The organism is Pseudomonas sp. TH07 (genome assembly GCF_016651285.1).
Lineage (GTDB): Bacteria > Pseudomonadota > Gammaproteobacteria > Pseudomonadales > Pseudomonadaceae > Aquipseudomonas.
Genome location: NZ_JAEKED010000001.1, coordinates 45,223 through 58,354 on the forward strand (window position 1 = coordinate 45,223; position 13,132 = coordinate 58,354).

The 13,132-nt window shown below is 61.9% G+C and carries 12 protein-coding genes and 1 pseudogene; 9 read left to right on the top strand and 4 right to left on the bottom strand.

Annotated features, from left to right (window positions below; genetic code table 11):
* A complete protein-coding gene (locus JFU57_RS00225) occupies positions 1 to 456 on the top strand; it encodes a DUF721 domain-containing protein (protein ID WP_201127553.1) in 456 nt (151 codons plus the stop codon).
* A 15-nt stretch (positions 457 to 471) separates the two neighbouring features.
* Here the strand turns inward: JFU57_RS00225 and JFU57_RS00230 are convergent, their stop codons facing one another.
* Positions 472 to 1,959, bottom strand: coding sequence for a helicase HerA-like domain-containing protein (locus tag JFU57_RS00230; RefSeq protein WP_201127555.1), 1,488 nt, complete (start codon positions 1,957 to 1,959; stop codon positions 472 to 474).
* A 192-nt stretch (positions 1,960 to 2,151) separates the two neighbouring features.
* On the opposite strand from JFU57_RS00230, the pseudogene JFU57_RS33540 reads away from it, so the two are divergent.
* Positions 2,152 to 3,183 (top strand): annotated as a pseudogene (locus JFU57_RS33540) (HAMP domain-containing protein); the annotation flags it as partial.
* Between the two features lie 93 nt (positions 3,184 to 3,276).
* A complete protein-coding gene (locus JFU57_RS33545; RefSeq protein ID WP_371106527.1) occupies positions 3,277 to 4,041 on the top strand; it encodes a methyl-accepting chemotaxis protein in 765 nt (254 codons plus the stop codon).
* Between the two features lie 128 nt (positions 4,042 to 4,169).
* On the opposite strand, the gene JFU57_RS00240 is transcribed toward JFU57_RS33545, so the two are convergent.
* Together JFU57_RS00240 and purU are read right to left on the bottom strand one after the other, a co-directional pair.
* The gene (locus tag JFU57_RS00240; protein WP_201127557.1) at positions 4,170 to 4,358 is read right to left on the bottom strand and encodes a hypothetical protein; all 189 of its coding nucleotides are present in this window, start codon (positions 4,356 to 4,358) and stop codon (positions 4,170 to 4,172) included.
* A 63-nt stretch (positions 4,359 to 4,421) separates the two neighbouring features.
* Entirely contained in the window at positions 4,422 to 5,270 is an 849-nt protein-coding gene (gene purU / locus JFU57_RS00245; protein WP_020297238.1) for a formyltetrahydrofolate deformylase, read from the bottom strand.
* Positions 5,271 to 5,616: 346 nt separating this feature from the next.
* Here purU and mvaT point away from each other — a divergent pair, with 346 nt between their 5' ends.
* A complete protein-coding gene (gene mvaT / locus JFU57_RS00250; RefSeq protein WP_078471871.1) occupies positions 5,617 to 5,991 on the top strand; it encodes a histone-like nucleoid-structuring protein MvaT in 375 nt (124 codons plus the stop codon).
* A 101-nt stretch (positions 5,992 to 6,092) separates the two neighbouring features.
* Here mvaT and sbcB read toward each other — a convergent pair whose 3' ends face one another.
* The gene (sbcB, locus tag JFU57_RS00255; RefSeq protein ID WP_201127559.1) at positions 6,093 to 7,520 is read right to left on the bottom strand and encodes an exodeoxyribonuclease I; all 1,428 of its coding nucleotides are present in this window, start codon (positions 7,518 to 7,520) and stop codon (positions 6,093 to 6,095) included.
* Between the two features lie 183 nt (positions 7,521 to 7,703).
* On the opposite strand from sbcB, the gene JFU57_RS00260 reads away from it, so the two are divergent.
* The 5 genes from JFU57_RS00260 to JFU57_RS00280 are packed head-to-tail and all read left to right on the top strand — an operon-like array spanning position 7,704 to position 13,125.
* On the top strand, positions 7,704 to 8,429 hold the full coding sequence (locus JFU57_RS00260; protein ID WP_078471873.1) for an RDD family protein: 726 nt from the start codon (positions 7,704 to 7,706) through the stop codon (positions 8,427 to 8,429).
* On the top strand, positions 8,426 to 9,406 hold the full coding sequence (locus tag JFU57_RS00265; RefSeq protein WP_201127561.1) for a stage II sporulation protein M: 981 nt from the start codon (positions 8,426 to 8,428) through the stop codon (positions 9,404 to 9,406). Before JFU57_RS00260 ends, JFU57_RS00265 begins: the two co-directional genes overlap by 4 nt.
* Positions 9,393 to 10,934, top strand: coding sequence for a DUF4129 domain-containing protein (locus JFU57_RS00270; protein WP_201127563.1), 1,542 nt, complete (start codon positions 9,393 to 9,395; stop codon positions 10,932 to 10,934). Before JFU57_RS00265 ends, JFU57_RS00270 begins: the two co-directional genes overlap by 14 nt.
* Entirely contained in the window at positions 10,931 to 12,103 is a 1,173-nt protein-coding gene (locus JFU57_RS00275) for a DUF4350 domain-containing protein (RefSeq protein ID WP_201127566.1), read from the top strand. The genes JFU57_RS00270 and JFU57_RS00275 overlap by 4 nt, the downstream gene beginning before the upstream one ends.
* Positions 12,100 to 13,125, top strand: a complete 1,026-nt coding sequence (locus JFU57_RS00280) for an AAA family ATPase (protein ID WP_201127568.1) — start codon at positions 12,100 to 12,102, stop codon at positions 13,123 to 13,125. Before JFU57_RS00275 ends, JFU57_RS00280 begins: the two co-directional genes overlap by 4 nt.
* The last annotated feature ends 7 nt before the right edge of the window (positions 13,126 to 13,132 follow it).

Here is a 13,132-nt window from a genome sequence, read left to right on the forward strand (position 1 = left end):
ATGGCATTTCGCCCACACACGGCCAGAGCCCCCGCCGTTCTCCTTCGCGAAGCCAAGCCTCTCAAAGCCATATTCGGCCATGCCCAGCGCCTGGCCCATCTGCAACGCCTGGTGGAAAGCCAATTGCAGCCGGCAGCGCGCGAGCATTGCCATGTCGCCTCGTGGCGCGAAGGCAGCTTGCTGTTGATTGTCACCGACGGCCACTGGGCGACCCGCCTGCGCTATCAACAGAAGCGACTGCAACGCCAGTTGGTGGAGTTCAACGAGTTCGCCAGCCTGACGCGGGTCCTGTTCAAGGTGCAGCCGCCCACCGTTCCGCAAGGCGCTGCGGGCCACACCATGGACCTCTCGAGCAACGCCGCCGAAACCATCCAGGCAACGGCCAATGGCATCAGCGACCCCAACCTGCGCGCCGCCCTGGAACGCCTGGCCAGTCACGCCAAACCGCGAACCTGAGCCGCCGGCGTCGGATCAGCGACGCTTGCTGCCCCCCAGCAACGAGCCCATCAAGCCACGCACCAATTGCCGTCCCAACTGGTTGGCGGCCTGGCGCATGGCTGATTTCAGCGCCTGGCCGGCCGCAGTGCCGAGAAACTCCCCAGCCCGATCGGTAAGACTCGGCTCTTGCGCAACCGGTTTGTCCGGTGCCGTGTCGGCCTTTGGCGCAAGGTCCTTGCGCCCCATCAGCACTTCATACGCCGACTCGCGATCAATGGGTTTGTCGTAGCGCCCAAGCAATGGCGAACCGGCAATCAAGGCCGCCCGCTCGGCTTCAGTCAGCGGCCCGATGCGTGATTGCGGAGGCGCGACCAGCACGCGCTCGACCATGGCCGGCGTGCCTTTGTCCTGCAAGGTGCCCACCAGGGCCTCGCCGATGCCCAGCTCGGTCAGCACTGACAACGCATCGAACGCCGGGTTGGGCCGAAAGCCCTCGGCCACCGCGCGCAGGGATTTCTGTTCCTTGGCGGTGAACGCGCGCAAGCCATGCTGAATCCGCAACCCCAACTGCGCCAGCACGCTGTCGGGCAAATCCCCTGGCGATTGCGTGACGAAGTACACCCCCACGCCTTTGGAGCGAATCAGCCGCACCACCTGTTCCAGTCGATCCTGCAGCGCCTTGGGCGTCCCCGCGAACAGCAGGTGCGCCTCATCGAAAAACAGCGCCAGCAGCGGTTTTTCACCATCACCGCGCTCCGGCAACTGTTCGAACAATTCAGCCAGCAGCCACAACAGAAACGTCGCGTAGACCTTGGGCGCCTCGTGCACCAGGCGGCTGGCGTCGAGCAGGTGAATGCGCCCGCGGCCGTCGCTGGCCGGCTGCAGAATGTCTTCAAGTTGCAAGGCCGGCTCGCCAAACAGCGCTTCGGCCCCTTGCTGCTCAAGGGTTGCCAGGCGCCGCAACAGGGCCTGGCTGGAGCCGGTGGTCATCAACGGCGCATCGTCACCCAGTACCTGCGGGTTTTCCCGCAGGTGATTGAGCAGCGCCTTGAGGTCTTTCAGGTCCAGCAGCAACAACCCTTCACGGTCCGCGACCTTGAAGGCCGCATAGAGTGCCGATTGCTGGCTGTCGGTCAGCTCCAGCAGGCTTCCCAGCAGCAGCGGGCCCATTTCACTCAAGGTGGTGCGCAATGGATGACCGGATTGCCCGTGGATATCCCACAGCGTCACCGGATAAGCCTGGGGCTTATGGTTCAGCCAAGGCATCCCGGCGATTCGTTCGGCCACCTTCCCCTGCGGATTGCCGGCAGCTCCCAAGCCACACAGATCGCCTTTGATATCGGCAGCGAACACGGCAACCCCGGCATCGCTGAAGGCTTCCGCAAGGCGTTGCAGGGTTACGGTCTTGCCCGTCCCGGTGGCACCAGCCACCAAACCGTGACGGTTGGCCAGACGCATGGCCTGGGCGATCGGCTGCCCGGAAAGATCGGCGCCGATAACGAGTTGCGATGAGTCAGGCATTTTGTCACCCCTGGTTAATCTTTAGCCGTACACGGTCGATATGAATAAACGAGATACCAGACACATCTGAAATTAATGTCGGATAGTTCCCTAGGGAGGGATGGAAGTATCAGCTTACTTTCAACTCCGTCTATTTTGCGCGCTTTTATATGAGCACGCCCGGATCACAAGACCTTAGCGGACCCTCGAGCCATGAACAAAAACCTGCGCTTCAGCCATAAAATCCTGCTTGCCGCCTCCCTGATCGTCATAGCTGCCTTCGCGCTATTCACGCTCTACAACGATTACCTGCAACGCAATGCCATCCGCAGGGACCTGGATAACTACCTTCAGGAGATGGGCGACGTCACCGCCAAAAACATCCAGACCTGGCTTGCCGGCCGTGCGCTGCTGATCGAAAACCTCTCGCAATCGGTGGCGCTCAACTCGGACAAGACCAACGTCAGCCTGCTGCTCGAACAAAAGGCCGTGACCTCGACCTTCATGGGCGCTTACCTGGGCAACAACGATGGCAGCTTTATTATCCGTCCCGACAGCAAGATGCCCGACGGTTATGACCCGCGTGCCCGCCCCTGGTACAAGAGCGCCGAAAGCACCAGCGGCTCGGCCCTGACCGAGCCCTACATCGACCTGGCGTCCGGGCAGTTGGTGATTTCCATCGTCGACAGCGTGCTCAAGGGCGGCCAGCGCATCGGTGTGGTCGGCGGCGACCTGAGCCTGCAGGTGATTGCAGACAGCATCAATGCCCTGGATTTTGACGGGATGGGCTATGCGTTCCTGGTCAGCGCCGACGGCAAGGTCCTGGTGCACCCCGACAAAAACCTGGTGATGAAGAACCTCAAGGACATCTACCCCCAGGACACCCCTCGCATCAGCACTGAACTCAGCGAAATCACCGCTGATGGCAAAACCCGAATTGTCACCTTCACCCAGATCAAGGGCCTTTCCTCGGTCAACTGGTACATCGGTCTGTCCGTTGATAAGGACAAGGCCTACGCCATGCTCAGTGAATTCCGTACCTCAGCCCTGATCGCCACCGTGATCGCCGTGGCCATTACCATTTTCCTGCTGGGCATGCTGATCCGGGTCCTGATGCAACCGCTGCATGTCATGACCCGCGCCATGCAAGACATCGCCGACGGCGAAGGCGACCTGACCCGGCGCCTGACTATCCAGAACCAGGACGAATTCGGCATCCTGGGCAACGCCTTCAATCGCTTTGTCGAACGCATCCATGGTTCGATCCGCGAAGTGTCCTCGGCCACCGAGCATGTCAACGAAGTGGCCCTGCGCGTGGTCAGCGCTTCCAACTCGTCGATGCTCAACTCCGATGAGCAGGCCAGCCGCACCAATAGCGTCGCCGCGGCCATCAATGAACTGGGTGCCGCCGCCCAGGAAATCGCACGCAATGCCGCTCAAGCCTCGCAACAGGCCAGCGACGCACGCAACCTGGCCGAAGACGGTCAGCAAGTGGTGGATCGCAGCATCCAGGCGATGAATCAGCTGTCGAAGATGATCAGCGCTTCCAGCACCAACATCGAGACACTCAACAGCAAGACCGTAAACATCGGGCAGATCCTCGAAGTCATCACCAGCATTTCCCAGCAAACCAACCTGCTGGCGCTTAACGCTGCCATTGAAGCGGCACGCGCCGGGGAAGCAGGTCGAGGCTTTGCGGTGGTGGCCGATGAGGTTCGCAACCTGGCGCACCGCACTCAGGAGTCGGCGCAACAGGTGCAAACCATGATCGAGGAGCTGCAAGTGGGCGCCCGCGAGTCGGTCGGTACCATGAGTGAAAGCCAGCGCCACAGCCAGGACAGCGTGGAGATCGCCAACCTGGCTGGCGAACGCCTGAACAGCGTGACCCAGCGGATTGGCGAGATCGACGGCATGAACCAGTCGGTCGCCACCGCCACCGAGGAGCAGACCTCGGTGGTGGAGTCGATCAACATGGACATTACCGAGATCAACACCCTCAATCAGGAAGGCGTGGAAAACCTGCAGTCGACCCTGCGCGCCTGCTCTGATCTGGAGCAGCAGGCCGCACGCCTGAAGCACCTGGTAGGCACCTTCCGCATCTGACCTATTGCCGGCGAGGGCCTAGGCTCTCGCTGGCAAACGCCCATTAAAAAGCCGGCGCGCCTGTTTTCTGAAAACGGGCGGGCCGGCAATAGGGTCTTGTCGCTGTATCCCAAGGCGCTGTTCGCCTATCAGGCAGGCTTGGTCGGTGCCTCGGCTTCGGGGTCTTGATCTTGCTGCAGTTGTTCCCACAACTCGGCGGCTCCGGGAAACTCGGTGCCGTCCTGCGGCCCCATATCGTCAGGGTCGTAGCGGCTCAGACAACCCTCGCCCAAGGTGGCGGGAGCCTTGGATGTGGCTTTATCCAGTGGATCGTTCATCGGCCCGACCTCGCTACGACGATGCGGGGGGCCTGACGTGTAACGCCCGCCCCCCCTTTTCAATCAGAACACCACGGTCTTGTTGCCATGCACCAGGACCCGGTCTTCCAGGTGATAACGCAGGCCACGGGCCAGGACCATCTTCTCGACGTCACGGCCGAAACGCACCATGTCTTCAATGCTGTCGCTGTGGCTGACGCGCACCACGTCCTGCTCGATGATCGGGCCGGCATCCAGCTCTTCGGTCACGTAGTGACAGGTCGCACCGATCAACTTGACCCCGCGCAGCGACGCCTGGTGGTAGGGTTTGGCACCGACGAAGGACGGCAGGAAGCTGTGGTGAATGTTGATCACTTTGTGCGCGTACTCGCTGCACAGGGATGGCGGCAGGATTTGCATGTAGCGCGCCAAGACCACCACTTCTGCATCGTGATGCTTGACCAGGCGCGAGACTTCGGCGAAAGCCGGTTGCTTGTCCTGTGGATTAACCGGTACGTGGTAATAAGGAATGCCGTGCCACTCGACCATGCTGCGCAGGTCGTCATGGTTGGAGATCACGCAGGAGATCTCGCAATCAAGCTCGTCGCTGTGCCAGCGATGCAGCAAGTCCGCCAGGCAATGGGACTCACGGCTGGCCATCAACACCACGCGCTTCTTCTGTGCGGTGTCGGTGATGCGCCAGTCCATCGAGAACTCTTCGGCAATCGGCTTGAACGCCTCGCGCAATGCTTCGATACCAAAGGGCAACGAATCGGCACGAATCTCGTGACGCATGAAGAACCAGCCACTGAGGTTGTCCGAGTGGTGGCTCGCTTCGGTGATCCAGCCGTTATGGGAGGCCAGAAAGTTACTGACTTTGGCGACAATGCCAACGCGGTCCGGGCAAGAAATCACCAACCGAAAAGTGCGCATGAGGGGGAAACTCCAGAACTTCGCAAAGGCCGCCATTCTAGCCATTACGCGGCAAAACTGCAGTATCCGTTACGCCTCAATCGTCTCCAGGCACCGCCGGGCTCACTAACACCCTGGAAAAACTGACTGCCGGGTTCTGTCACAGACCTAGTTGCAAATAGTCCGTGACTGAGTTTGTGAATATCTGTGAGAGGCCCATCACAGTATTTAACTGCACGGCTTTTTTTTCGAGCCGACACTTTAAACAAATTAAACAAAAGCCCTCTTTAATGTTTACTTGCTGAAACTGCCTGACTATTATTACGACACTGTACCCCGCCACTCGCGCCCAAATAAGGTAGTTTCCATGTCCCTGATCAACGAATACCGTGCCACAGAAGAAGCCATCAAAGAGCTCCAGGCCCGTTTGAAGAATCTGTCCCAAGACGACAAACTGCAAACCGAACTGGAATTTGAAGGCAAACTGCGCACCCTGATGGGCGAGTACTCCAAGTCGCTGCGTGACATCATCGCCCTGCTCGATCCAGAGTCCAAAGTTAAAGCGCCACGCGCTGCTGTAAAAACTACCGGCACCAAACGTGCTCGCAAAGTTAAACAGTACAAAAACCCGCACAACGGCGAAGTCATCGAAACCAAAGGTGGCAACCACAAGACCCTGAAAGAGTGGAAAGCCAAGTGGGGCGGCGACGTAGTTGAAGGCTGGGCAACCCTGCTGGGTTAAGCCATAGCGCCGGCACCAGAAATTGGTGACCCGTAAAAAAACGCCAGTCAGCTGGCGTTTTTTTATTCCTGGAATTTAACCAGGGTGCGCAGTAAGCCCGTTCAAATACCCAGCCGGACGCTTAATGAACGCGCATAATCCTGCCATTCATTGAGTACCGCTTTCTGCGCCGGCGTGGCGTTTAATAAGGACTGTGCACAGGCCGCGTTAAAAGCCTCAAGGGTATTGGGCGCCCCGTATTTCGGGTCGAGTAGGCGCTGCTGACAAAATGTTTTCCAGTGCTCTTGCTCTTGCTTGTTCAATGTCTCGATGAAGTTGCGCGCTCGGTAACGGAATAATAATTCCGGCAGGCGTCCATCATCGAATGGCCAATGCGCTTGAGCCAAGTCGACAGGGTCGGCCAGGCGTACTTGCTCGCACAGTCGACGATCACGATCACCAATAAACCCGTCGTATAACTGCTGCTCCGGATCCTCTGTGGCCGCAAAGTCTTCAGCTGCATAGATCGCCTGAAGTTTCTCGCGCCAAACTTCCTGGCCCGCGCTCAGCTGCTGCGCGCGCACCTGATAAAGCTCCATGTCCAGTTGCAGGCGCTGCTGGTCCTGTGGGCGCAATACATTCAGTGGCGCCACCACCGGACAGCGGTTGATATGAATAAGCTTGAGTGGCACCGGCAACTCGCCCTCCTCCAACTCGTCACGGCGGGTGTACAAGCGCTGGCGCAATGACTCCGCATCCTGGTCAAGCAACCCCTGGGGATCGAGGTGCAGGTCACAGACAATCAGCGCATTGCGATTGCGCGGGTGCCAGGCCAGGGGCAGCACCACGCCGAGGTAACTGCGTGCCGCCGAGAACCGCCCGGAGATATGCACCATCGGCTGCAACAGGCGGATCTGGTCCATCACCCGTTGCTTGCTGCGCAGTTGAAACAGCCAGTCAAACAGCTTGGGCTGCTTCTCGCGGATCAGCCGCCCCAGGGCGATGGTGGCGCGCACATCGGAGAGTGCGTCGTGGGCCTGGCCATGGTCGATGCCGTTGGCAGCGGTCAGACGCTCGAGCTTGAGGCTCACCCGCCCCTCTTCCTCGGGCCAGACGATGCCTTGCGGACGCAAGGCATAGGCCGCACGCGCCACATCGATCAGATCCCAGCGGCTGTTGCCGCCCTGCCACTCGCGGGCGTACGGGTCGAAGAAGTTGCGGTACAGGCTGTAGCGGGTCATCTCGTCGTCGAAACGCAAGGTGTTGTAGCCCGAGCCACAGGTGCCGGGCTGGGCCAGCTGGGCATGGACCCGAGTCATGAAATCGGCTTCGCTCAACCCCTCTGCAGCCAGGCGGCCGGGGGTAATGCCGGTGATCATGCAGGCCGCAGGATGGGGCAGGATATCGTCGCTGGGCTGGCAGTAGAGGTTGACCGCCTCGCCGATCTCGTTGAGTTCATGGTCGGTGCGAATACCCGCCACTTGCAGCGGCCGGTCGCAGCGCGGGTTGATGCCAGTGGTTTCGTAGTCGTACCAGAAGATGGAGGTCACGGGCTGTTCCTGAACTGAAGACCGGCAAAGTCTAGGCGCTAGGCAGCCGCCGCGGCCAGCGATCTTGCACCAGATCGGTTACCCGATGCGTCATCGCGACAGTTAGTGATGTCGTTCGCCCCCCCGACACTGCTAGCATCTGCCCTGGATTTTTTTCTCAACCAGGCCAGCCACCCGTTGCCCATGCCAGAGACCACAGCACTGCCACGGAAAGCACCGCTGCACCCGCCACTGGATACGCGGTACCAGGTCGAGACGCCGGAAGGCATCGACTTGCCGCTGCGCCCGGCCGGGTTGATGTCGCGTGCCATGGCCTTTGCCATCGACCTGGGGTTTCGCGGGGCGATCCTCGGCGTGCTGTTCATTGCCCTGGCGTTTCTCGGCAAGCTGGGCATGGGCCTGGGTTCGCTCCTGCTGTTCCTGATCAGTTGGTGGTACATGGTGCTGTTCGAGGTGCTCAACCAAGGTCGCTCGCCCGGCAAGATGCTGATGGGGCTCAGGGTCGTGCAGGATGACGGCACGCCCATCGGCTGGGGCCCGTCCCTGACCCGCAACCTGTTGCGGTTTGCCGACATGTTGCCATTTGGCTATTTCCTCGGCGCCATCAGTTGCCTGCAGCACCCGACCTTCAAGCGCCTCGGCGACCTGGCCGCCGGTACCCTGGTGATCTATCGCGAGCGCACCCTGGACCGCCCGGCATTGCCCGAGGCTGAACCCAGACGCGCACCTTTCGCCCTCAAGCTCGATGAGCAGCGGGCAATCCTCGGTTTCGCCGAACGCCAGAGCCAACTGTCGGCAGAACGAATCGACGAGCTGGCGGCGATTCTCGCCCAGCCCCTGCAGGTTCCCATTAACCAGGCCAAGGCCGAGCTCAACGGCATCGCCCGTGGCTTTTTGGGGCCGACATGAAGCAAAGCCTGTTCGAAAGTCGCCATCAACCCGAGTGGCAGCGTTTCAGCCAACTGCTGGAGCAACTGGAGCGCCGCCAGGCCAAGGCCGAAGACTGCCTGAGTTTCCCCCAGGACTACCGCCGCTTGTGCCAACACCTGGCGTTGGCCCAAGAGCGCGGCTACAGCAGCTACCTGATCGACCCGCTGCAACAATTGGCGCTGCGCGGCCATCAACAGCTGTACCGGCAACGCACGCCTTTGAGCGCCAAGGTGCTGGGTTTCGTACTCGCCGGGTTTCCACGCCTGGTGCGCGAACAATGGCGCTTCGTGCTGGCTGCCGGCCTGCTGTTCTTCGGCAGCCTGCTGGGCTTCGGCCTGCTGGTCTATCTGTTTCCCGACCTGGTCTACAGCCTGGTAAGCCCGGAGCAGGTGGGCGCCATGCAGAGCATGTACGACCCCGACTCCAGCCGCCTGGGCCGAGATGCCGCGCGCGCCTCAAGTGAAGACTGGGTGATGTTCGGCTACTACATCATGAACAACATCGGCATTGCCTTTCAGACCTTCGCCAGCGGGCTGCTGTTCGGCCTGGGCAGCGTGTTCTTCCTGTTCTTCAACGGTTTGATGATTGGCGCCATTGCCGGCCACCTGACGCAAATCGGCTCCGGACAGACCTTCTGGTCGTTTGTCATCGGCCATGGAGCCTTCGAGCTCACGGCCATTGCCCTGGCCGGCGCGGCAGGCCTGCAACTGGGCTGGGCGCTGATCGCCCCCGGGCGTCTGCCCCGGGGCGAAGCGCTGCTGCAAGCCTCGCGCAAGAGCGTGCAACTGGTCTGTGGAGTGATGCTGTTTTTATTGATCGCCGCCTTTATTGAAGCCTATTGGTCCTCCCTGACCTGGCCCGCGCCCTGGATCAAATACCTGGTGGGCGCAGCCCTGTGGACGCTGGTGGCGCTTTATCTGATTTTTGCCGGACGTACCGCCCATGCGCCTGAGTGACTCAAGTGTGGCGATCCGCCCGCGCACGCCCTGGGAAGCCATGGACCTGGGCGTGCTGCTGAGCCAGCAGCATCGTCGGCTGCTGATGACCAGTTGGGCCATCGTCACCCTGCCGGTCTTTGCCTTGCTCAGCCTGCTGCTGTGGCAGTCGCCCTCATGGGCCCTGCTGCTGTTCTGGTGGTTGAAACCGGCCTTCGACCGGCTGCCGCTGTTTATTCTGTCCAAGGCCCTGTTCGGCGAAACCCCGACCCTGGGCCAGGCGCTGCGCCAATGGCCGCGCCTGCTCAAGCCACAACTGCTGGCGAGCCTGACCTGGCGCCGCTTGAGCATGAGCCGCAGTTTCGTGATGCCGGTAGTGCAGCTCGAAGGCCTGAGCGGTGAGGCGCGCCAGCAACGACTCAACGTTCTGCTGCAAAAAAATGCCGGCGCCGCGCGCTGGCTGACCCTGATCGGTGTACACCTTGAAGGCGCGCTGTGGATCGGCCTGATGGTGCTGTTCTACCTGATGCTGCCGCAGCAGATCGAACTCGACTGGGACTGGCAGAAAACCCTGGTCGCGGCTGCCCAGCAGGACTGGTTATGGCTGGAGCACCTGACCAATGCCTTCTACGCGCTGGTGCTGATTGCCTGGGAACCGATCTACGTCGCCTGCGGTTTCAGCCTTTATCTCAACCGCCGTACCGAGCTGGAGGCCTGGGACCTGGAGCTGGTGTTCCGCCGCCTGCGCCAACGCCTGAGCAGCGTGGCGGCGCTGCTGTTGCTGGTGGGCCTGACGCTGGTCCCGCTGCATCAAGACGTCTGGGCCGCCGCAGAGGTCGACCCCTCGACCCATCTGCGCCTGCGCAACCAGGCGCTGAACAGCCAGGCGTCAAAAGATGGCATCCAGGCAATCCTGGAAAAACCGCCGTTCAAGAATCCGGAATCGGTGACCCGCTACCGCTTCGGCGACGAACCCAAGCCAGGCACCCAGTCGGGTAAACCGCCGAGCTGGTTGAAGAAGCTGCTGGGTAACCTGGACGGCGGCACCTTCGCCAGCATTGCCAAGGGTCTGGAAGTCTTTCTCTGGGCCGTGGTCCTGGGCACGATCGCCCTGGTGATCTGGCGCTACCGCGAGTGGTTGCAAGCGTTTGTCAGCCGGCGCCCCCAGCCACGGAAAAAAATCCCGAGGCCCCAGCCGACCCAGTTGTTCGGGCTGGATGTCGCCAGCGAAACCCTGCCCGAAGACATCGCCGCCAGTGCCGCACAGCTGTGGCAGAGCCAGCCCCGGGAAGCCCTGGGCCTGCTGTACCGGGCCCTGCTCAACCGCTTGCTGCATGACTACCAGTTGCCACTCAAGGCCGCCGACACTGAAGGCCAGGTCCTGGAACGGATCCGGGGCTTGCAGCAACCGGCCCTGCTGGCGTTCAGCAGCAGCCTGACCCAACACTGGCAAAACCTCGCCTATGGCCACCGACTGCCGGCGGCGCACCTGCAACAGGAACTGTGCGACGCCTGGCGGGCGCTATTCGAGCCGCAGGTGCGACCATGAAGCGTGGCTTGCCGTGGGCCCTGGGCCTGGTGCTGTGCGTACTGGTCGCCGGGGTCGCTTACGTCATTTATCGCAACGCGGTGCCCTACCAGGAAGTCATCGACCACGGCCCCTCCCCCGAGGCCCTGGCCAACCCTTACCTGGCCGCCGAGCAGTTTCTGCAGCAGCGCGGACTCAAGGTCCAGCACGCCGATGGCCTGGAAATACTGCCGACCCTGGAGTCCCACGGCCAAACCCTGCTGATGCTGGGGGAGCGCTCGAACATGACCCCACGCCAGGTTCGCCAGGTGCTGAACTGGACCCGCGCCGGCGGGCGCCTGGTGCTGGTCGCCGAGGCGCTGTGGGACGAAAAAACCGAAAAAAGCGGCGACCTGCTGCTGGACCGGCTGCGAATTCATCAATTTATGAGCGCCGATCAGGAACACCCGCCGCAGCCGCAGGAACCTGAAGAAAAAGAAGACTTCCCGAAGTTGACCAAGCTGTACCTGGAAGATGAAAAAGCGCCGGCCTACTTCAGCTTCGACAATGACTTTGATCTCGATGACCCTCACGACCTGGCGCGATCCTGGGCCAACAGCGGCGTCGCCACCCACATGATGCAACTGTCCTACGGCAGCGGCACGGTGACGGTGCTGACGGACGCCGAAATCTGGAAAAACACCCAGATCGGCCGTTACGACAACGCCTGGCTGCTGTGGTATTTGAGCACCGACAGCACCGTCACCCTGTTATTCGACACCCACCACGACGGTCTCTGGCAGCTACTGCTACGGTACTTCCCCCAAGCCCTGGTGGCCCTGGCGGCGCTGATCGGCCTCTGGCTGTGGCATGTCGGCGTACGCCACGGCCCGCTGCAGGCACCTCCGCCCAAGGCGCGGCGCCAGTTGCGCGAACACCTGCGCGCCAGCGCCGACTTCCTGTTGCGCCATGGCGGCCAGGGCGCCCTGCTCAAGGCCCTGCGCCTGGACATCCAGCGCCGCGCCCGTCGCCGGCACCCGGGGTTTGAACGCCTCGACACCGAACAACAGTGCCAGGTGCTCGCGCGCCTGACCCAGCAACCTATCGATGCCATCAGCCAGGCGCTGCCGTCAGGCAGCGGGCAGCGCCACTCCAGCGCCGATTTCAGCCGCCTGGTCGCCCACCTGCAAACTCTCAGGAATGCCCTATGAGCGAACTTCCCGAAGACCCGCTTCCATCCACTGACGCCCTCCCTGCCGAACAACATCTGGCCGAGCAGCGCCAGCGCGCCAGCCAATTGGCCCAGGCCGTACGCCAGGAACTGCAAAAAGTCGTGATCGGCCAGGACGCGGTGATCGACGACGTGCTCACGGCGCTGATTGCCGGCGGCCATGTACTGCTCGAAGGCGTGCCGGGCCTGGGCAAGACCTTGCTGGTGCGCGCCCTGGCTCGCTGCTTTGGCGGTGAGTTCGCGCGCATCCAGTTCACCCCGGACCTGATGCCCAGCGACGTCACCGGGCACGCGGTGTACGACATGCAGACCGAGCAGTTCAAGCTGCGCAAGGGTCCGCTGTTCACCAACCTGTTGCTCGCGGACGAGATCAACCGCGCACCGGCCAAGACCCAGGCCGCGCTGCTCGAAGCCATGCAGGAACGCCAGGTCACACTGGAAGGCCAGGCCCTGCCGATCGGTCAGCCGTTCATGGTGCTGGCGACCCAGAACCCGATCGAACAGGAAGGCACCTACCCGCTGCCGGAGGCCGAACTGGACCGTTTCATGCTCAAACTGCGCATGGACTACCCGGACGCCGAGCAGGAACTGGACATGGTGCGCCAGGTCGCCCGTTCGACCCGCGCCGACATGCTGGATGTGCAACCCCTGCGCACCGTATTGCAAGCCAAGGACGTGCTGACCCTGCAACGGATTGCCAGCGACCTGCCGCTGGACGAACAGGTGCTCGACTACGCCGTGCGCCTGGCCCGCGCCACCCGTACCTGGCCCGGCTTGACCCTGGGCGCCGGCCCCCGGGCATCGATTGCCCTGGTCCGCGGCGCGCGGGCGCGAGCGCTGTTACGTGGTGGCGACTTCGTGATTCCCGACGACGTCAAAGGCTGTGCCCTGGCGGTGTTGCGCCATCGGGTGCGGATCGCCCCGGAACTGGATATCGAAGGCCTGTCGGTGGAGCAGGTGCTCAAGCAACTGCTCGACCAGATCCCGGCGCCACGCCTATGAGCCATCT

Bases quoted from the DNA above. Each gene is read 5' to 3' on its own strand.
- JFU57_RS00225 (WP_201127553.1), top strand. From the start codon at position 1: ATGGCATTTCGCCCACACACGGCCAGAGCCCCCGCCGTTCTCCTTCGC.
- JFU57_RS00230 (WP_201127555.1), bottom strand. From the start codon at position 1,959: ATGCCTGACTCATCGCAACTCGTTATCGGCGCCGATCTTTCCGGGCAG.
- JFU57_RS33545 (WP_371106527.1), top strand. From the start codon at position 3,277: ATGCTCAACTCCGATGAGCAGGCCAGCCGCACCAATAGCGTCGCCGCG.
- JFU57_RS00240 (WP_201127557.1), bottom strand. From the start codon at position 4,358: ATGAACGATCCACTGGATAAAGCCACATCCAAGGCTCCCGCCACCTTG.
- purU (WP_020297238.1), bottom strand. From the start codon at position 5,270: ATGCGCACTTTTCGGTTGGTGATTTCTTGCCCGGACCGCGTTGGCATT.
- mvaT (WP_078471871.1), top strand. From the start codon at position 5,617: ATGTCCCTGATCAACGAATACCGTGCCACAGAAGAAGCCATCAAAGAG.
- JFU57_RS00260 (WP_078471873.1), top strand. From the start codon at position 7,704: ATGCCAGAGACCACAGCACTGCCACGGAAAGCACCGCTGCACCCGCCA.
- JFU57_RS00265 (WP_201127561.1), top strand. From the start codon at position 8,426: ATGAAGCAAAGCCTGTTCGAAAGTCGCCATCAACCCGAGTGGCAGCGT.
- JFU57_RS00270 (WP_201127563.1), top strand. From the start codon at position 9,393: ATGCGCCTGAGTGACTCAAGTGTGGCGATCCGCCCGCGCACGCCCTGG.
- JFU57_RS00275 (WP_201127566.1), top strand. From the start codon at position 10,931: ATGAAGCGTGGCTTGCCGTGGGCCCTGGGCCTGGTGCTGTGCGTACTG.
- JFU57_RS00280 (WP_201127568.1), top strand. From the start codon at position 12,100: ATGAGCGAACTTCCCGAAGACCCGCTTCCATCCACTGACGCCCTCCCT.